Origin of the sequence: Stenotrophomonas mexicanensis, from assembly GCF_032911605.1 — a bacterium.
GTDB lineage: Bacteria > Pseudomonadota > Gammaproteobacteria > Xanthomonadales > Xanthomonadaceae > Stenotrophomonas > Stenotrophomonas maltophilia_A.
Window position 1 is genome coordinate 1 of the sequence record NZ_JAWJTG010000044.1, and the last position, 17240, is coordinate 17240.

Genomic DNA, 17240 nt, shown 5'->3' on the forward strand with positions numbered 1-17240 from the left:
GAGGCCTGATCGGGCCACCGGCTTGTAGAGTCGAGCCATGCTCGACTGCTTTTCCCCAGTCGAGCATGGCTCGACTCTACAGAGAGCGTTGGGCCGCTATTCCCCGATCCACCCATCCAGCAGGTCGGCGAACTCGTCGGCGTGCTCCTCTTCCTGCGCCAGTATCTCTTCAAGGATGCGCTTGGTGGTGGTATCGCGGTCGCCGATGAAGTTGATCATCTCGCGGTAGCTGTCGATGGCGATGCGTTCGGCCACCAGGTTCTCGCGCACCATGTCGCGCAGGTCGCTGCCTTCCTTGTACTCGGCATGCGAGCGCGCGGTCAGCGTGTCGGGGTTGAAGTCCGGCTCGCCGCCGAGCTGGACGATGCGCTCGGCCAGCTTGCCGGCGTGCGCCTGTTCCTGCTGTGCATGTTCGAGGAATTCGGCTTTCACCGCGTCGGCCAGCATGCCCTTGGCCATGAAGTAGTGCCGGTAGTAGCGCAGCACGCACACGTACTCGGTGGCCAACGCATCGTTGAGCAGCTTGATCACGACCTTTCGGTCGGCGCTGTAGCTGTCGGTGATCGCACCGTCTTCGATATTGCGACGGGCGCGTTCGCGCAGGGTCTTGCGGTCACTGATGCCGGGCAGCTTTGCGGCAGGCTTTGCGGCTTTGGCTGGCTTGGTGGACATGGCTGGCCGTTTCCTCTTGGGGTGGAAGATCAGGTTGGCAGGTGCTCCAGCACGTATTCGGCCGAAGACACTTCGAACTGGCCGGGCTGCTCGATCCAGGCCGCACGCACCACGCCATCCACCACGTACAGAGCGAAACGGCGTGAGCGGATGCCCATGCCCGAGGCGCTGGCGTCGAGCTCCAGGCCGAGCGCACGGGTCAGTTCGGCATTGCCGTCGGACAGCATCAGCAGGCCGTCGGGCACGCTCTGGTCGGCGGCCCAGGCCTTCATCACGAACGGGTCGTTGACCGCCATGCAGTAGACATCGATGCCGCGCTGGCGGAACGCCTGGAATTTCTCGACGTAGCCGGGCAGGTGGCGCGCCGAGCAGGTCGGGGTGAACGCGCCGGGCACGGCGAACAGCACCACCTTGCGTGCGTCGAACAGCGAATGCGTATCGAGCGTTTCGATGCCCTCGCGGATGTGCTTGAGGGTCACTTCCGGAATGCGGTCGCCGACATGGATGGTCATGGGGAACTCCTTGCTGGGGCAGGCTAGTGGGCCGGATGGGACAGGGGCGTCAAGACATTGGAAAACCCGTGTGCAGGCCCCATCTTCAGGCTTTGCGGCGGGGGCTTCCAGCCACAGCGTGGTGCATGGGGATGGCAGCCGCATTGCGCAGGATCAGTCGGCCTCACCGTGGCCGCACGAGGGGCGGCGTAGCATGCCGGCGCGTAGAATGAACCCGGGGCGGCGCCACCGGCGCGGCCGAAGCAGATCGAGGTAGCTGGATGGAATTCAAGGATTACTACGCCACCCTGGGGGTGGAACCGAGCGCGGGCGAGGCGGAGATCAAGACCGCCTACCGCCGGCTGGCACGCAAGTACCACCCGGACGTCAGCAAGGAGGCCGGGGCCGAAGACAAGTTCAAGGCGGTCAACGAGGCCTACGAGGCGCTGCGCGATCCGGAAAAGCGCGCGGCCTACGACCAGCTGCGCGCGCAGGGCTATCGCCCGGGCGAGGAGTTCAACGTGCCGCCGAACTATGGTGGTGCTGGCGGTTTCAATTTCGAGGAAGTATTCGGCGGTGGCGGCCCCAATGGCGGCTTCAGCGACTTCTTCGAGAGCCTGTTCGCGCGCCAGCGTGGCGGTGGTGGCGCTGGTCCGGGGCCGGGCTTCAGCAGCCAGGGCCACGCGCCCAACCGCGACACCCGCGCCAAGCTGTCGGTTCCGCTGGAAGCGGCCTACAGCGGCGACAGCCTGCGCATCACCGTCAACGGCAAGCAGCTGGACGTGCGCGTGCCCAAGGGCATCCGCCCAGGCCAAGTGATCCGGCTGGCCGGGCAGGGCAACCATGGCGGCAACCTGCTGCTGGAAGTGGAATATGCCGCCCACCCGCAGTTCGAGGTCGATGGCCGCAACATCCTCTATACGCTGCCGGTCACGCCGTGGCAGGCCGCGCTGGGTACGAGCATCAGCGTGCCGACCCTGGGTGGAGCGGTGGAATTGAAGATTCCGGCCGATTCCGATGCCGGTCGCAAGCTGCGCCTGCGTGGCCGTGGGCTGCCGGGCAACCCGGATGGCGACCAGATTGTTGAAATCGAGATCGTGGCCCCGGCCGCGACCGATGAGGCGCAGAAGAAGGCCTACCGCAATCTGGCCAAAGCCTTCGGCGAAACGATCTGAAGGTAGCGCCGGGCCATGCCCGGCGGCTTTAACATGTAGAGTCGAGCCATGCTCGACTGCTCTTGATGAGTCGAGCATGGCTCGACTCTACAGAAGCGTGCCAACCAAGGTTGGCACCTACCAGAGCGGTGGGCCAAGCAGGGTTGGCACCGCCAGGGCGGGCTCAGCCCTGCCCGGCGAACACCCGCTCCAGCACCTCGGACAGTTCGTCTTCCGAGAACGGCTTGGTGATGTAGGCCTTGGCGCCCTGGCGCATGCCCCACATGCGGTCGGTGTCCTGGTCCTTGGTGGTCACCAGGATCACCGGAATATGCCGGGTCGCCTCGTCGCGGGCGAGGGTGCGGGTGGCCTGGAAGCCATTGAGGTTGGGCATCACCACGTCCATCAGGACCAGGTCGGGCAGCTCGGCCTTGGCGGTTTCGACCCCTGCGGCGCCATCGGTGGCGGTCAGGATCTGGTGCCCGAGCTTCTCGACGATGCGCTGTATCCCCAACAGCTGCGACGGTGAGTCGTCGACGATCAGAATGCGTGCCATATTGTTCCCCATGTAATGCCCGCAGTGTAGTGCGGGCTCATTACTGGCGGGAGGAGCGCATCTGCCGTCCGTCGCCTGCCTGCGACGTTCAGTCGATCCGCACCACGGTGCGGCCCAGCGAACCGCCCGCCAGCATCCGTTCGAACACGGCAGGAAGGCCATCGAGGCCGACTTCGGCGGTACAGATGCGGTCCAGGTGCTGCGGCTTCCAGTCACTGCCCAGCCGCGACCACACTTCTTCGCGCAGCCCGCGCGGTGCATTGGCCGAGGACACGCCCAGCAGTGACACGCCGCGCAGGATGAACGGCATCACCGTCATGTCCAGCGTCGGGCTGGCTGCCAGGCCGGCACTGACCACGCTGCCGTAGGGCACGGTCTGCGCCAGCAGGCTGGCAAGCATGTCACCTCCGGCATTGTCGAGGCCCCCGCCGAAGCGGGCCGACTGCAGTGGGCCCGCTTCGGCCAACGCCTTACGTGGCAGCACTTCGGCGGCGCCGATGCCATGCAGGAAGTCCGACTGCTCTGGCTTGCCGCTGACCGCGTGCACGGTGTAGCCGGCGCGGCTGAAGATCGACAGCGCCAGCGCGCCCACACCACCGCTGGCGCCGGTGACCGCCAGTGGGCCGAGCTCCGGTGTCTGCCGGTTGTCCTGCATGCGCAGCAGCGCCAGCGCTGCCGTGAAGCCGGCGGTGCCCAGCACCATCGCCTCACGCGGGGTCAGCCCGGCCGGCTGGGCGATCACCGCACGCGACTCCAGCCGCACATACTGGCTGTAGCCGCCATCGCGGGTCTCGCTGAGGCCGCAGCCGGTGGCCAGCACCGCATCGCCTTCACGCCAGTCCGGGTCGGTGCTGGCGACCACGGTACCGGCTACGTCGATCCCGCCGACCAGCGGGAAACGGCGCAGGATCCTGCCTTTGCCGGTGCCGGCCAGGGCATCCTTGTAGTTGACTGAAGACCAGTGGGCGCGGATCAGTACCTGGCCGGGGTTGAGGTCGTCGACATTGAGCTGGGCCAAGCCGCTGCGGTAGCCGGCGGCGTCGTTTTCGATGCGGAAGGCGGTGAACGGGGTGGTGGGGGCCATCGGCGTTGCCTGACTTCGAGGAAAACGTCACCTTACCCCGTTGCCCCCCTTTCGATCCTGCCGATCCGCCCCATCTTGTATGATCGGTGATGGTTTCACGGCTGGTGGTGCGGGAAGGGCCCGCGCCGCAGCCCAAATCTTGATGGAGCGTGCATGGCCTGGAATACACCCGGCGGCAACAAGGGCGGACAAGGCCCCGAGGACAATCGACGCGGGCCCTTCGGGTCGCGCGGCGGTGGCAATGGTGGTGGCTGGGGCGGACTGCCCGGGCCGCTGAAGGACCTGTTCGACGGCGGCATCATGCGTTGGGTGGTGGCAGCCGTGGTGTTGCTGGTGCTGTTCTCCAGCTTCCAGCTGATCGGCGAACAGCAGCGTGGCGTGGTGCTGCGCTTCGGCCAGTTCTCGCGCATCCTGCAGCCCGGCCCGAACTTCAAGCTGCCGTGGCCGATCGAATCGGTCACCAAGGTCAATGCCACCGAGATCAAGACCTTCTCGATCCAGGTGCCGGTGCTGACCCGTGACGAGAACATCGTCAACGTGTCGCTGAACGTCCAGTACCGCATCGACGACCCGCAGCAGTACCTGTTCGGCACGGTCGATGCCAACCAGGTGCTGGAGCAGTCGGCGCAGAGCGCGGTGCGCGAGGAAGTCGGCCGTGCCGACCTCAACGCGGTACTGAACAACCGTGGCCCGCTGGCCGTGGCCGCCGAGGAGCGCCTGCAGGCGCTGCTGAAGGCGTTCAAGACCGGCCTCACCGTGACCGGCCTGACCCTGCAGGACGCCCGTCCGCCGGAAGAAGTGAAGCCGGCCTTCGACGAAGTCAACGGTGCCCAGCAGGTCAAGGAACGCCTGATCAACGAAGCCCAGGCCTACGCCGCCAAGGTCGTGCCGGAAGCCCGGGGCCAGGCCTCGCGCGCCCGTACCACCGCCGAAGGCTACAAGCAGGCGGTGGTGTCCAAGGCCGAGGGCGACGCGCAGCGCTTCAGCCTGTTGCAGGCCCAGTACAAGGACGCCCCGGAAGTGACCCGCAAGCGCCTGTGGCTGGAGACCGTGCAGCAGGTGCTGAGCGAGAACCGCAAGGTGATCGGTGGCGATGGCCGCCAGCTGATCTACGTGCCGATGACCGGCGATACCCGTCCCACCACCTCGGCGCCGCCGGGAGTGACCAATCCGGAGGTGGTGATGCCGTCGCTGCCGGGTGCAGCGGCGGAAGCTTCCCGTGATCCGGGCCGGCCGGTGGGCCGCCCGACCGGGCGACCGAGCGGCCGTGAGGAGGGCAGCCGATGAAGAGTCCTATCTGGATCGCCGTGATCGTGGCGGTGGTGCTGGGCCTGCTTGGCTCGGTGTACGTGGTCCGTGAGGACCAGACCGCCATGGTGCTGAACCTGGGCAAGGTGGTGCGTTCGGACATCAAGCCGGGCCTGCACTTCAAGGTGCCGGTGGTGGAAACGGTGAAGGTCTTCGACCGCCGCTTCCAGGTGCTCGACACCGCCCCGGCACGTTACTTCACCGCCGAGCAGAAGGACGTCAGCGTTGACTTCTTCGCCATCGGCTACATCTCCAACGTGGGTGACTACTTCCGTGCCACCGGTGGCGATCCGCGCATCGCCAACGCCCGCCTGGCACCGATCATCACCGACTCGCTGCGCAACCAGATCAACTCGCGCACCCTGCAGCAGCTGGTCTCCGGCGACCGCAGCGAGCTGATCGCCGAGCAGCTGAAGGGGATCAACGAAGCGGTGGCCGGCCTCGGCATGCAGATGATCGACCTGCGCATCAAGCAGGTGGACCTGCCCACCGACAGCCAGGTGATCAATGACGTGTACGAGCGCATGCGCGCCCAGCGCAAGCAGGAAGCGGCCAAGCTGCGTGCGGAGGGCGAGGAGCAGTCGCTGACCATCCGCGCCCAGGCCGACCGTGACAGCACCGTGCTGATCGCTGAGGCCGAGCGTGATGCCCAGCGCCTGCGCGGTGAAGGCGATGCCGATGCGGCGCGCATCTACGGCAAGGCCGGCTCGGCCGACCCGTCGTTCTATGCGTTCTACCGCAGCCTGGAGGCCTACCGTGGCTCCATGACCGACGGCAACGGCGTGATCGTGCTCGACAAGAACGACCCGTTCCTGCAGTACCTGAAGAACGACCGCTGAGGTCGCAGGGCAGTACCCCACGGGGCCCGGCCAGATGCCGGGCCCCGTGCTTTTTCCGGAGTCCCCCATGAAAGATCTGTTCGCCGCCGTCTGCCTGGTGGCGGTGCTGGAAGGCCTGTTCCTGTTCGTCGCCCCGTTCGCTTGGAAGCGCATGGCCGAGCGCCTGCTGGACCTGCCCAGCCCGGCCCTGCGCAGCTTCGGTGGGCTGGTGCTGCTGGCCGGCCTGAGCCTGCTGTGGTGGGCGCGGCATTGAAAGGGTAGTGCCGGCCAGCGGCCGGCACGACCGGGAGGTGCCTGACCGGCCGGTACATGCGTGGCCCGGCTCTGGTAGATGCCAACCTTGGTTGGCATTGCCGGCCAACGGCCGGCACGACCGGGCGGGGCGGCTGACCGGCCGGTGAAGCCGTCCGTCGGAAAGGTGGCACCCGACCCCGGAAACCCGGATAATGCACAAAAGCCGGACGGGCCTCCCCGTTCGGCTTTTTCCGTGTATGGGCCTTCCATCGCCGGCTGCTCCCCGTTTGGAGCCGCCCTCCAGGTGCTGGCCAGCCCCGCCACGGTTCAACCGTCCGCGGCCCCGATGGCCGCAACATATGAGGAGCCCGTCATGGGTCAGTCTGTCGTAGTGTTGGGTGCCCAGTGGGGCGATGAAGGCAAGGGCAAGATCGTCGATCTGCTCACTGAGGAAATCGGCGCCGTCGTGCGCTTCCAGGGCGGCCACAATGCCGGCCACACCCTGGTCATCAACGGTAAGAAGACCGTCCTGCACCTGATCCCGTCGGGCATCCTGCGTGACGATGCGCTGTGCCTGATCGGCAACGGCGTGGTGATCTCGCCGGCCGCGCTGCAGAAGGAAATCGCCGAGCTGGAAGCCTCCGGCGTGGAAGTGCGTTCGCGCCTGAAGATCTCCCCGGCCGCGCCGCTGATCATGCCGTACCACATCGCCCTGGACCAGGCGCGCGAGCGCGCTGCCGGCGGCAAGGCGATCGGCACCACCGGCCGTGGCATCGGCCCGGCCTACGAAGACAAGGTGGCGCGTCGCGGCATCCGCATCGCCGACCTGCATTACCCGAAGCAGCTGGAAGAACTGCTGCGCACCGCGCTGGATTACCACAACTTCGTGCTGACCAAGTATCTGAACACCGATGCGGTCGATTTCCAGAAGACCTTCGACGAAGCGCTGGCCTTCGGCGAATACGTGCAGCCGATGAAGTCCGACGTGGCCGGCATCCTGCACGACCTGCGCAAGCAGGGTAAGCGCGTGCTGTTCGAAGGCGCGCAGGGTGCGCTGCTGGACATCGACCACGGCACCTATCCGTACGTCACCAGCTCCAACACCACTGTTGGTGGTGCACTGGCCGGTTCCGGCGTCGGCGCCGATTCGATCGACTACGTGCTGGGCATCGCCAAGGCCTACGCCACCCGCGTCGGCGGCGGCCCGTTCCCGACCGAGCTGGACGATGAAGTCGGCCAGGGCATCCGTGACCGCGGCGCCGAGTACGGTGCCTCGACCGGCCGTCCGCGTCGCTGCGGCTGGATGGACATCGTCGCGCTGAAGCGCGCCGTGGCCATCAACGGCATCAGCGGCCTGTGCATCACCAAGCTGGACGTGCTGGATGGCATGGAAAAGCTGAAGGTCTGCATCGCCTACGAATACAACGGCAAGCGCACCGAGTACGCGCCGCTGGACGCGCAGGGCTGGGAAGACTGCACCCCGGTGTACCTGGAGTTCCCGGGTTGGAGTGAGAACACCCACGGCATCACCAACTGGGACGACCTGCCGCCGGCCGCACGTGCCTACCTGCGTTCGCTGGAAGAGCTGGCCGGTTGCCCGATCAGCATCGTCTCCACCGGCCCGGACCGCGACCACACCATGGTCCTGCAGGATCCGTTCGCCTGAGGTAGCGCCGGGCGCTGCCCGGCGTAGGTGACAGGAAGAGCCCCGCGAAAGCGGGGCTTTTTCGTTACTGTGTCGGCACGGCCAGCAGGGAGGTGACGTGATGACCCGGATGTCAGCGTGAAGGGCGTAACGGTGGTGCGGATCACCCTGTGGGTGCTGTGGAGCCTGTGGGCGCTTGCCTGCGCGGTGCTGGTGCTGGGCGCGATCGCCAACCACATGGCCTCACGCACGCAGGTGCTGCCTCTGGTGCTGAGGCCGGGTGCGACGGCCGAGGTCACGGTCTACCGCTTCATCGATGACCAACTGCGGCTGCGCCTGCGTTACGCGGATGACGGTACTTCCACGGCGATCGATCCTGAGGTGCGCCTGCGCGTGGAAACCCCGACAGATCAGACCGACTTCCGCGCCGAAACGCGTTCGGGCGTGCCGGGCTCCGGCATCACCCGCGCGCTGGAATCGGTTGAGCCTGCTGGATTTGCCGCCTCGTACTTCGGTTATGGCCGGGGGGATGCGCTGCCGCGCGGGCGTTCGTGGCTGCGGGTGACCGTTCTGGAGGTCGAGCCCGCGCTGGCGGGACGCGTGGCCTCGGTGGAACTGCTGCCACCGATGAACGTGCTGAAGCTGACCGACCTGGACTACGTGTGGCTGTGGCCGTTCTTCTTCTGGACGGTGGCCGCGCTGTTCCTGCTGATTCCGGGGGCTGCCCTGGTGGTATTCACCATCACCTTGCGGCGTTGGCAGCGTCGGGCATCGAAGCAGCCGATTTCAGTAGCGGATACGGGTTGATCGATTCGCCCTTCCACCACTGCTTCTCCGGGCCCAACACGTGCACTTCGAAGTGCAGGTGCGGAGCCTCGGCGCTGGCGTTACCGGTGCTGCCCACGTAACCGATCACCTCTCCGCGCTTGATCACCTGCTTCTCCGCCAGGCCATCGGCGTAGCGCTGCAGATGCGCGTAGTAGTAGCACCAGCGCCCGCTGGGCTCGAACTGGTAAATCGTCAAGCCGCCGCGCTCGCTGTCGAACAGTTTTTCCACCGTTCCATCGGCCACCGCCAGGACCGGCGTACCGGTATCGGCCATGATGTCGATGGCATCGTGCACGCGACCCTCGCTGCGTGCATCGGTGAAGGTATCGCGCAGCTGGGACGCATGGATACCCTGCACCGGCAGCAGCAGACCGGACGGTGCATCCGCAGTCTGCGCGGCCGACGGCGCGGTGTTGGCGGGTGGGGCTGTTGCGGGTGTCGCTACAGATTCCTTTTCCGGCGCCGCTGCCAGTGCCGATTGCGCTTGCGGCAGCGGGGCGGGTACCGGATCACCCGCATCGCGGTGCAGCCACCAGCCTGCACCCAGCCCCAGCAGAACGCCCAGCACGATCAGTTGCGAAAGGCGCATCGGCTCACTCCTGCATCACCACGGGTACCGAGGTATCCACGGCATCGGCCACGCGCAGCGCATCCCAGTTGGTCATGCGCACGCAGCCATGCGATTCGGTCTTGCCCACATGGCCGGGTTCGGGCGTGCCATGCAGGCCGTAATGCGGCTTGGACAGATCGATCCAGACCCGCCCGACCGGATTGTTCGGGCCCGGTGGCAGGGTGGCCTTCTTTTCGCCCTTGCGGGCATCCCAGAACAGTTTCGGGTTGTAGTGGAACGGCGGGTCGCGGTAAACGCCCAGGATCTTCCATTCGCCGATCGGTAACGGGTCGTGCTGGCTACCCGACGACACCGGCACCTGTGCGATCACCTTGCCCTGCGCATCCAGCAGCTGCAGCGTGGAATCGGATTTGTCGACCACGATCTTCGCCGCCTTCGGCAATGCGGCCAGTGCGATGTTGGGTACCTGGATGCGGCTGCCAGCCTTGGTCAGGTCCACGCCGGGATTGAGCACTTTCATCAGCTCAGGGGAGGCATGGAAGCGCTCGCCGAGGGCTTCTTCCACACTGCCGTAGCCCAGCGATGTGAGCTTGGCCTGGGCGGCGGGCCCTTTCGGAGTGGCCTGGAACGGACCGGCGACATCCTCAGCAGTCAGCGTGTAGCTGGCCAGCGGCCCAACGGTATCGGCCTGCAGGGCCTTCCAGGTGGTGTCGTCCAGTTCGCCCGTTACGTCCAGCCCATGCGCTGCCTGGAAACCCGACACCGCGCGTCGCTGGTTGCTGCCCACTTCGCCGTCGATCTGGCCAGGGGAGAAGTTCGCGCGATCCAGCAGCACCTGGGCGTGCAGCGCGGAGTGGGGTGCGGTGTCCGGTCCGGCCGTTTCGGCAATAGGTGCGGGCAGGTGGGGCGGCGGCGCCTGCGCGAAGGCTGGCGACGCCAGCAGCGAGAGAGCGAGCAGGGTGGATCGGGACACGGGCAAGGGCATTGGGATCTCCAGCAGGTCACGCCACCACCTTGCCCGCAGCAGCCGCCGAGCCACCGTGAAAGGGATCTGACGTCCGCATGAGCAGTCGCGCCCACCGCAGTCAACTCCCGTGTCCAGAAGCGGCCGGGCCGGGGCTCACCAAGGTGAACGGTGGCCGACGCCGTCGACGGACGGCGATCAAGATTGCCTGCCGGGCCGCCGATAAGGGCGCATCCCCCCGTTTTGGATACCCCCATGAACTACTTGAGGAACGTCAGGGTTGCCTGGCGTCTTGGGCTGGGCTTTGGCCTGCTGTTGTTGCTGGTTGCCGCCGTGGTGGCCACCGGCGCCACCGCCAGTGTCGTGCAGAAGCGCGCGATGCAGCAGGTGGTCGACGTCAGCGTAGCCAAGGTGCGCCTGTTGTCGCAGATGCTCGATGCCAACAACCAGATGATGGTGGTGCGTCGCGAGATGCTGATCCGCCAAGGCGACGACCGTGGCCACGACGAGCAGCGCATCGCCGATCTGGTGAAGCGCTACGAGGCCAGCTGGACCGCCTATCAGGCGCTGCCCAGCGACGCCGACGGCAAGGCCATCGCGGAAACCATCGCCGCCAAGCGTGCCATTGCGCGTCCACTCAACAAGCAGACCAGCGAACTGATGGAGCAGGGCGACTACCCGGGCGCCGTAGCGCTGACCCTGGGCCCGGTGCAGGAAGCGGCAAACGGCTGGAACAAGGCGCTGTCCGATGGCGTGGACTTCGAAGAGAAGGAAAGCCGTGAGGCAGCCGCCGAGGCGATCCGCCTGGGTGAGCGCAGCCTGCTGCAGCTGCTGGTGCTGGGCGGCGTCGCGCTGCTGGTGGGCATCGGTGCCTCGGTGATGATCGGCCGCAGCCTGACCGGTCCGCTGGCCCGCGCGGTGAACCTGGCCGAGCGCCTGTCCAAGGGACAATTGGACCAGGAGTTCCGCCTTGGCGGCCGCGACGAACTGACCCAGCTGGGCGAGGCGATGGCCAGCGTGCGGCAGAGCGTGCAGGCGGCGATCGGCGCACAGCTGCAGATGGCTGAGCAGCATGAGGCGGGCGCGATCCGCTACCGCATGGACGTCACGGCGTTCCCCGGTGACTTCGGCCGCATGGTGCAGGCCACCAACAGCCTGGTCGAGTCGCACGTGCAGGTGGAACTGCTGATGGCCGAGGTGATGCAGCGCTACGCCATCGGCGACCTCAGCCGCGACCTGCCGGATTACCCGGGCGAGAAGGGCACGTTGACCCGCACCCTTGCCGCGGTGAAGCAGAGCCTGATGGCGATCAACGCGCAGATCGATGAACTGGCCCGTGCCGCCCGCGCCGGTGATTTCAGCATGCGTGGCGATGCCGCTGCGTTCCAGTACCAGTTCAAGGCGATGGTCGAACACCTCAATGGCATGATGGCCAGTTCGCAGGCCAGCATCGCCGACGTCTCCGACGTGCTGCGTGCAATCTCGCACGGCGACCTGACCGCACGCATGGAGGGCGAGTACGACGGTGTGTTCGCGCGCATGCGCGACGACGCCAACACCACCACCGCACAGCTGACCGGCATCGTGCGGGGCATCCAGGTGGCCGCCGACAGCATCAACAACGCAGCGCAGGAACTGGCCGCCGGCAACAACGACCTGTCGCGCCGTACCGAGCAGCAGGCAGCCAATCTGGAAGAAGCGGCCGCATCGATGGAGGAACTGACCTCCACCGTGCGCCAGAACGCCGAGCTGGCGCGTCAGGCCGACAGTGAAGCGCATGCGGCCGGTGCCGCCGTGCGCGAGACCGAACAGGCGATGGCACAGATGGCATCGGTCATGGGTGAGATCGACCAGTCCTCGGCACGCATCTCGGAAATCTCTACGGTGATCGACGGCATCGCGTTCCAGACCAACATCCTGGCGCTGAATGCTGCGGTGGAAGCGGCCCGTGCAGGTGAGCAGGGGCGTGGTTTCGCCGTGGTCGCCAGCGAAGTACGCACGCTCGCACAGCGTGCCGGTGTCGCCGCCAAGGAGATCAAGGAACTGATCGAAGATGCCGCTGCGAAGGTGAAGAGCGGCCTGGCAGTGACGGTCGAATCGGAAGCCGCGATCGCCCGCGTAGCCCAGGCAAGTTCGCGCACCACCCAGCTGATGAGCGACATCGCAGCGGCCAGCAAGGAACAGGCCGCCGGTATCGAGCAGGTCAACCAGGTGGTGGTGCAGATGGACCAGGTGACCCAGCAGAACGCCGCGCTGGTGGAAGAAGCCACTGCCGCCAGCCGCGCGCTGGAAGAACAGGCGCATGCTCTGACCAACTCGGTGTCGGTGTTCAAGGTGGAGCAGGGCGCGCGCATGCCCATCATGCCTGCGCAGGCGGCGTAAGCAACCTGCGACTGGATGTTGGATGGCGCCCTGCATGCGCTCCCGCGTGCAGGGCGTCGATGCGCGCAACCGGTCCGTGCCGCTGGCTAGCGCCCGCGCGCGGCGCGTTCGATCAGCCAGCCGGCTGCGTACAGCAACAGCAGTGTTGGCGGAAGCAGCACTGCATACGCGGTCGACCAGGGTTTGCCGTACAGCAGGCTGCCTGCGCCGATGGCATCGAGTGCGGCGGACTGTAGGGTGATGGGGAGCGCCATCAGGATATAGGTGCCCTTCGGGTCCGCGTCCGACTGCGCGCCGTGAACCAGCCATGCGGTCAACAGCAGGTAGACCACGCAAAGCGCAAGACCGGTCCAGCTCAGTAATCGCCGCATCTTCATTCGCATGCCTCCGTTCAACGGACGTCGAAGCGAGCCTGCAGAGGCAGGCTCACATTCCGCAGCAGATCCCTGACCACCACCTGCGCAGTCCATGTGCCTTTCGGATCACTGGCCTCGGCGACGAACTTCAGGTGCAGGTTGGCCATGTACAACAGGGTTGGCGGGCCGGGCAGGGCAGTGGTGAAACAGGGAACATCGCGTTCGTCGATACTGGTACTGCCGTCCGGACGTAGCATGCGCAGATCGCAGTGCACCTTGGGTACGCGGTTCTCGTCCAGTTGCGGGTTGGACAGGAATGTCAGCAAGAACAATTCACCGCCCAGGTGGACTTCGTTGGCCTCGGTAAAACCGGGAGTGGTCTCCGGTGGGGTTTCCCACTTGGCCTGCCAGTCGGCATCGGAGGTAACCAGCAGCGATGCAGCAAAGCCACCGCTGGATTTCATGGCACCGGTCTCCGGCATCGCCTTGCCGTCCCCGTTTATCCAACCATCGCTGGCGGAGCTGTTCAGTGGCAGCATCATGGCCATCATGGCCAGCGCGTAGGTCCATCGCATCAACGGCTCTCCTTGGCAGCCGCGTTCCGCGGCAGAGCGGGCAGTATTGCTCAACCTTGACCGGCAAAGCAGCCGGAGAGCCGGAGCAGAGTTTCCGTTGCCTGCCGATGTGGGTGATGTTTGTCAGCAAAGGAGGTGACATGGGAATCGGGAGCGAGGAAAAGCCGGGCTGTGATTCAGCATCGGCTGCGCCGCAGCACGTGCTGATGCTGCCCGGCCTGGATGGCTCCGGCAGGCTGTCCACCCCGTTTCTGTCAGCACTTGAGGCTCATGGGCTGACGACGCAGGCGATTACGCTACCTGCGCAGGGAGGGCAGGATCACGCCACGCTAGCCCAACGGCTGTGGTCGCAGCTGCCCGGCCATCCCTTCATCCTGCTTGCCGAGTCCTTCTCGGGCCCGTTGGCAGTTGAACTGGCCACGCGACACCCTACCGGGCTGCGCGGACTGGTGCTTGCCTCGACCTTTGCGAGTCGGCCGGTGCCATTGCCGGCAGCCAGCGCAGCCCTGCTGTCGCCGGCTTGGCCTCTGCCTCCCGTGGCGTTGCTGGCGCGCCTGCTGCTGGGGCGGTGGCGCACCCGCGAGCACATATCGATGCTGCGCGATGCGTTGGTCCAGATTCCGGCGATCACGTTGCGGCAACGCGCCGCAGCGACCCTGCGGGTCGACGTACGCGCATTGCTGTCGGCAATCGAAGTGCCGACGCTGTGCCTGCACGCGTGCCATGACCGCCTGCTGTGGCCGCCCAGCGTGGCAGAACTGCAGGCCCTTTTGCCGGATGCTCGTCATGTTTCGCTGGAAGGGCCGCATCTGCTACTCCAGGCGCGCACCGACGCAGCTGCAGCCGAAGTTGCCGCGTGGATGAGGACGCTGCCGTCCTGATGGAGGGGCTCAGCCCCGCGCGCGGGTACGTGCTGCCTTCTTCGCCGCCACCTTGCGCACGGTCTTCTTTGCCGCACGGGTCTTCGCTGCCTTCTTCGCCGCAGCGCTACGCGAGGCGGGAGTGCTGGACTTCTTGGCCACCGTCTTCTTTGTCGCCTTCTTTGTGGCTGTCTTGCGAGCCGGTGCCTTCTTGGCCGCCGCCTTCTTCCCAGGTGCCTTCTTCGCTGCCGTCTTGGGCGTGGCCTTCTTTGTAGCGGACTTCCTGGCAGGCGCCTTCTTCGCAGCCGTCTTGCGGGTCGCCTTCTTCGTACCCTTGCGTGCGCTGCCGCTACGCTTGCCGCCGCCATCCTGCTTGTTCACGGTAGCCCAGGCAATACGCTCGGCCGTGCCTTCGCTGGCACCGCGCTCGCGCTCGCTTTCCTCGATGTGCTCGGCCTGGCGCTTCTGTTTGTCGGTATATGCGGATTTGTCACCACGGGGCATGACGGTTCTCCTGTCGTTGTAGTCAGGCCAGCAGGCGCAGCTTGGGTTCACGCGCCCATTGGCGGGTGGCGGCGACCGCCAGGAAGGCCTTGGCATCTTCCGCTTCGACGATGCCGGCATCATTGCCGACCCTTGCTGCCTTCAGCAGCGCATGGCCGCCGGCATCGCTGGCAATGGCCTTCAGGTGCGCCCACGCCTGGCTGAGGAATTCGATGGCTGCACTCTCTTTCGACAAAGCCTTCGCGGCTTCCGGGCTGAGCACTACGGCTACCGCATCGAACACGGCCGAGGGGGTGCCCGCCAGCTGCCCATCCGCCGCCTGCAAGGCGCCGTCGCTGAGCGTGGCGCCACCCACTTTGGGGGCGACCAGCTTCACGTCTGCACCTGCTTTCCTGGCTGCTTTGCTCAGGCTGGCAATGATGCGAGCGTCGGAGCCTTCATCGAACAGGATGCCGATGCAGCGACCCTGCAGGGTAGGCTTGTTGCGCCCGATCACGCGTACCTCGGGAGCGGGGGGCATGTCCCGCACCGGGGTGGCAGTCGGCGCGGGGGCGGGCAGTGCAGGCAACGCCAACCCGTCGGCCACGCGCTGTGCCAGTGAGTCGTCGATATTGCGCAGGTGGCTGAGGGTACGCACCCGCACCTTCAGCGTTTCCACCTTGGACAACTCGAACACCAGCGCTGATGCCAGATGGGCCTGTTCCGGCTTTTCAAGGCTACGGAAGAACATGCGGGCCTGGCTGTAGTGGTCGGCAAAGCTCTCCGCGCGGATGCGGCCCTTGCGGCCATCGTCCGTGCTGGCGTGACTGCGGAATCCGCTTGAGGCCTCGCGCGGTGTGTCTTCCTGCAGCGAGCTGGGATCGTAGGCCACCCGGCCCTTGGGAACCTGCATCTGCATGTGGCCGTCGCGCTGATGATTGGCAAACGGGCACTTCGGAGCATTCACCGGGATCTGGTGGAAGTTGGGGCCGCCCAGGCGCAGCAGCTGGGTGTCCAGATAGGAGAACAGGCGCCCCTGCAGCAGCGGGTCGTTGCTGAAGTCAATGCCGGGCGGCACGTTGGCCGGGCAGAACGCCACCTGCTCGGTCTCGGCGAAGAAGTTGTCCGGCCAGCGGTCCAGCACCATGCGGCCGATGACCTGCAACGGCACCAGTGATTCGGGAATGATCTTGGTCGGGTCCAGATGATCGAACGGGAATGCGTCGGCCTCTTCTTCCGTAAACAGCTGCACTGCCAGCTCCCATTCCGGGAAGTCACCGCGCTGGATGGCCTCGAACAGGTCACGGCGATGGAAGTCATTGTCGGCCGACTGCAGCTTCAGCGCTTCGTCCCAGACCGTTGACTGGATGCCCAGCTTCGGCCGCCAGTGGAACTTGACGAAAGTCGACTCACCTGCCTCGTTCAGCAGGCGGAAGCTGTGCACGCCGAAGCCTTCGATCATGCGCAGCGAACGCGGAATGGCACGGTCGCTCATTGCCCACATGATCATGTGCATCGACTCGGGCAGGAGCGAGATGAAATCCCAGAAGGTGTCGTGGGCCGTGGCCGCCTGCGGGAAGGCACGGTCCGGTTCCATCTTCACCGCGTGTACCAAGTCCGGGAATTTCATGGCGTCCTGGATGAAGAACACCGGGATGTTGTTGCCGACCAGGTCCCAGTTGCCCTCCTTGGTATAGAACTTGACCGCGAAGCCGCGCACGTCGCGCGGGGTGTCCACCGAGCCTGCGCCACCGGCTACCGTCGAGAAGCGGGTGAACACGGGTGTCTTCACGCCTACCTCGGTCAGGATGCGCGCTCGGGTATGCGCCTTCAGCGATCGGGTCAGCTCGAAGTAGCCATGTGCTGCGCTGCCACGTGCGTGCACGATGCGCTCGGGAATGCGTTCGTGATCGAAGTGGGTGATCTTCTCGCGCAGGATGAAGTCCTCCAGCAGCGTGGGCCCCCGAGCTCCCTGCCGCAGGGAGTTCTGGTTGTCCGCCACCGGGATGCCCTGATCGGTGGTCATCACCGGATGGCTGGCCCCGGCCTGCTGGTGCAGTTCATCACCGTCGCCCCGGTAGTGGTTTTCGGCGTGGGTGGTTGCGCGCTTGCCGGTCGGCTTGCTGGCGGCCATTGACGTTGGCTCCGGAGGATCTGAAAGAGAACCACGACACTGGAACCGAGCCCGTTAAACCGAGGTCCGGCAAAGGTGAACGTACAGGCAAAAGCAGGCTCGGG

General features: G+C 66.1%; 17 protein-coding genes and 1 pseudogene. 8 read left to right on the forward strand and 10 right to left on the reverse strand.

The annotated features are described in order from the left end of the window. Positions 1-96 precede the first annotated feature (96 nt). Both R1L06_RS16570 and R1L06_RS16575 read right to left on the reverse strand, forming a co-directional pair. On the reverse strand, positions 97-672 hold the full coding sequence (locus R1L06_RS16570) for a ferritin-like domain-containing protein (protein WP_317218238.1): 576 nt from the start codon (positions 670-672) through the stop codon (positions 97-99). 29 nt (positions 673-701) lie between these two features. Continuing rightward, the gene (locus tag R1L06_RS16575) at positions 702-1184 is read right to left on the reverse strand and encodes a peroxiredoxin (protein WP_317218239.1); all 483 of its coding nucleotides are present in this window, start codon (positions 1182-1184) and stop codon (positions 702-704) included. A 260-nt stretch (positions 1185-1444) separates the two neighbouring features. Between R1L06_RS16575 and R1L06_RS16580 the strand changes: the two genes are divergently transcribed. Further along, positions 1445-2338, forward strand: a complete 894-nt coding sequence (locus R1L06_RS16580; RefSeq protein ID WP_106468840.1) for a DnaJ C-terminal domain-containing protein — start codon at positions 1445-1447, stop codon at positions 2336-2338. Between the two features lie 163 nt (positions 2339-2501). Here R1L06_RS16580 and pilH read toward each other — a convergent pair whose 3' ends face one another. Both pilH and R1L06_RS16590 read right to left on the reverse strand, forming a co-directional pair. After that, the gene (pilH, locus tag R1L06_RS16585; protein ID WP_005410644.1) at positions 2502-2873 is read right to left on the reverse strand and encodes a twitching motility response regulator PilH; all 372 of its coding nucleotides are present in this window, start codon (positions 2871-2873) and stop codon (positions 2502-2504) included. 88 nt (positions 2874-2961) lie between these two features. Further along, positions 2962-3957: a YhdH/YhfP family quinone oxidoreductase gene (locus tag R1L06_RS16590; protein WP_317218240.1), complete on the reverse strand. Its 996-nt coding sequence runs from the start codon at positions 3955-3957 to the stop codon at positions 2962-2964. Positions 3958-4110: 153 nt separating this feature from the next. Here R1L06_RS16590 and hflK point away from each other — a divergent pair, with 153 nt between their 5' ends. From hflK to R1L06_RS16615, 5 genes are all read left to right on the forward strand, one after another. Beyond that, on the forward strand, positions 4111-5244 hold the full coding sequence (gene hflK, locus R1L06_RS16595; protein ID WP_049401370.1) for an FtsH protease activity modulator HflK: 1134 nt from the start codon (positions 4111-4113) through the stop codon (positions 5242-5244). Next, on the forward strand, positions 5241-6104 hold the full coding sequence (gene hflC, locus R1L06_RS16600; RefSeq protein ID WP_010482785.1) for a protease modulator HflC: 864 nt from the start codon (positions 5241-5243) through the stop codon (positions 6102-6104). Before hflK ends, hflC begins: the two co-directional genes overlap by 4 nt. Before the next feature lie 67 nt (positions 6105-6171). Then, positions 6172-6357 (forward strand): DUF2065 domain-containing protein, encoded by a 186-nt coding sequence (locus R1L06_RS16605; RefSeq protein WP_005410640.1) that lies wholly within the window; start codon positions 6172-6174, stop codon positions 6355-6357. Positions 6358-6711: 354 nt separating this feature from the next. Then, complete coding sequence (locus R1L06_RS16610) at positions 6712-8004, forward strand: adenylosuccinate synthase (RefSeq protein ID WP_014038120.1); 1293 nt, start codon at positions 6712-6714, stop codon at positions 8002-8004. A 117-nt stretch (positions 8005-8121) separates the two neighbouring features. Beyond that, a complete protein-coding gene (locus R1L06_RS16615; protein WP_317218241.1) occupies positions 8122-8790 on the forward strand; it encodes a hypothetical protein in 669 nt (222 codons plus the stop codon). Here R1L06_RS16615 and R1L06_RS16620 read toward each other — a convergent pair. Then, the gene (locus R1L06_RS16620) at positions 8726-9400 is read right to left on the reverse strand and encodes a M23 family metallopeptidase (RefSeq protein ID WP_317218242.1); all 675 of its coding nucleotides are present in this window, start codon (positions 9398-9400) and stop codon (positions 8726-8728) included. The two genes, R1L06_RS16615 and R1L06_RS16620, sit on opposite strands and share 65 nt — an antisense overlap. Before the next feature lie 4 nt (positions 9401-9404). Beyond that, entirely contained in the window at positions 9405-10367 is a 963-nt protein-coding gene (locus R1L06_RS16625) for a L,D-transpeptidase family protein (RefSeq protein ID WP_317218243.1), read from the reverse strand. Positions 10368-10601: 234 nt separating this feature from the next. On the opposite strand from R1L06_RS16625, the gene R1L06_RS16630 reads away from it, so the two are divergent. Next, positions 10602-12728 carry a methyl-accepting chemotaxis protein gene (locus R1L06_RS16630; RefSeq protein ID WP_317218244.1) on the forward strand — a complete coding sequence of 709 codons (2127 nt, stop codon included), beginning with the start codon at positions 10602-10604 and terminating at the stop codon, positions 12726-12728. Positions 12729-12814: 86 nt separating this feature from the next. Here the strand turns inward: R1L06_RS16630 and R1L06_RS16635 are convergent, their stop codons facing one another. Then, a complete protein-coding gene (locus R1L06_RS16635) occupies positions 12815-13105 on the reverse strand; it encodes a hypothetical protein (protein ID WP_107432237.1) in 291 nt (96 codons plus the stop codon). Positions 13106-13119: 14 nt separating this feature from the next. Further along, entirely contained in the window at positions 13120-13659 is a 540-nt protein-coding gene (locus tag R1L06_RS16640) for a hypothetical protein (RefSeq protein WP_180844200.1), read from the reverse strand. A 140-nt stretch (positions 13660-13799) separates the two neighbouring features. On the opposite strand from R1L06_RS16640, the gene R1L06_RS16645 reads away from it, so the two are divergent. Further along, positions 13800-14540, forward strand: a complete 741-nt coding sequence (locus tag R1L06_RS16645; RefSeq protein ID WP_317218245.1) for an alpha/beta fold hydrolase — start codon at positions 13800-13802, stop codon at positions 14538-14540. Positions 14541-14549: 9 nt separating this feature from the next. On the opposite strand, the gene R1L06_RS16650 is transcribed toward R1L06_RS16645, so the two are convergent. Both R1L06_RS16650 and R1L06_RS16655 read right to left on the reverse strand, forming a co-directional pair. Continuing rightward, a complete protein-coding gene (locus tag R1L06_RS16650) occupies positions 14550-15023 on the reverse strand; it encodes a hypothetical protein (RefSeq protein WP_317218246.1) in 474 nt (157 codons plus the stop codon). Between the two features lie 22 nt (positions 15024-15045). Continuing rightward, positions 15046-17079: pseudogene (locus R1L06_RS16655) on the reverse strand (catalase); the annotation flags it as partial. Between the last annotated feature and the right edge of the window lie 161 nt (positions 17080-17240).

Bases quoted from the DNA above. Each gene is read 5' to 3' on its own strand.
- hflC (WP_010482785.1), top strand. From the start codon at position 5,241: ATGAAGAGTCCTATCTGGATCGCCGTGATCGTGGCGGTGGTGCTGGGC.
- R1L06_RS16640 (WP_180844200.1), bottom strand. From the start codon at position 13,659: ATGCGATGGACCTACGCGCTGGCCATGATGGCCATGATGCTGCCACTG.
- R1L06_RS16630 (WP_317218244.1), top strand. From the start codon at position 10,602: ATGAACTACTTGAGGAACGTCAGGGTTGCCTGGCGTCTTGGGCTGGGC.
- R1L06_RS16610 (WP_014038120.1), top strand. From the start codon at position 6,712: ATGGGTCAGTCTGTCGTAGTGTTGGGTGCCCAGTGGGGCGATGAAGGC.
- R1L06_RS16590 (WP_317218240.1), bottom strand. From the start codon at position 3,957: ATGGCCCCCACCACCCCGTTCACCGCCTTCCGCATCGAAAACGACGCC.
- R1L06_RS16570 (WP_317218238.1), bottom strand. From the start codon at position 672: ATGTCCACCAAGCCAGCCAAAGCCGCAAAGCCTGCCGCAAAGCTGCCC.
- R1L06_RS16635 (WP_107432237.1), bottom strand. From the start codon at position 13,105: ATGAAGATGCGGCGATTACTGAGCTGGACCGGTCTTGCGCTTTGCGTG.
- R1L06_RS16650 (WP_317218246.1), bottom strand. From the start codon at position 15,023: ATGCCCCGTGGTGACAAATCCGCATATACCGACAAACAGAAGCGCCAG.
- R1L06_RS16620 (WP_317218242.1), bottom strand. From the start codon at position 9,400: ATGCGCCTTTCGCAACTGATCGTGCTGGGCGTTCTGCTGGGGCTGGGT.
- R1L06_RS16625 (WP_317218243.1), bottom strand. From the start codon at position 10,367: ATGCCCTTGCCCGTGTCCCGATCCACCCTGCTCGCTCTCTCGCTGCTG.
- R1L06_RS16605 (WP_005410640.1), top strand. From the start codon at position 6,172: ATGAAAGATCTGTTCGCCGCCGTCTGCCTGGTGGCGGTGCTGGAAGGC.
- hflK (WP_049401370.1), top strand. From the start codon at position 4,111: ATGGCCTGGAATACACCCGGCGGCAACAAGGGCGGACAAGGCCCCGAG.
- R1L06_RS16575 (WP_317218239.1), bottom strand. From the start codon at position 1,184: ATGACCATCCATGTCGGCGACCGCATTCCGGAAGTGACCCTCAAGCAC.
- R1L06_RS16645 (WP_317218245.1), top strand. From the start codon at position 13,800: ATGGGAATCGGGAGCGAGGAAAAGCCGGGCTGTGATTCAGCATCGGCT.
- R1L06_RS16580 (WP_106468840.1), top strand. From the start codon at position 1,445: ATGGAATTCAAGGATTACTACGCCACCCTGGGGGTGGAACCGAGCGCG.
- pilH (WP_005410644.1), bottom strand. From the start codon at position 2,873: ATGGCACGCATTCTGATCGTCGACGACTCACCGTCGCAGCTGTTGGGG.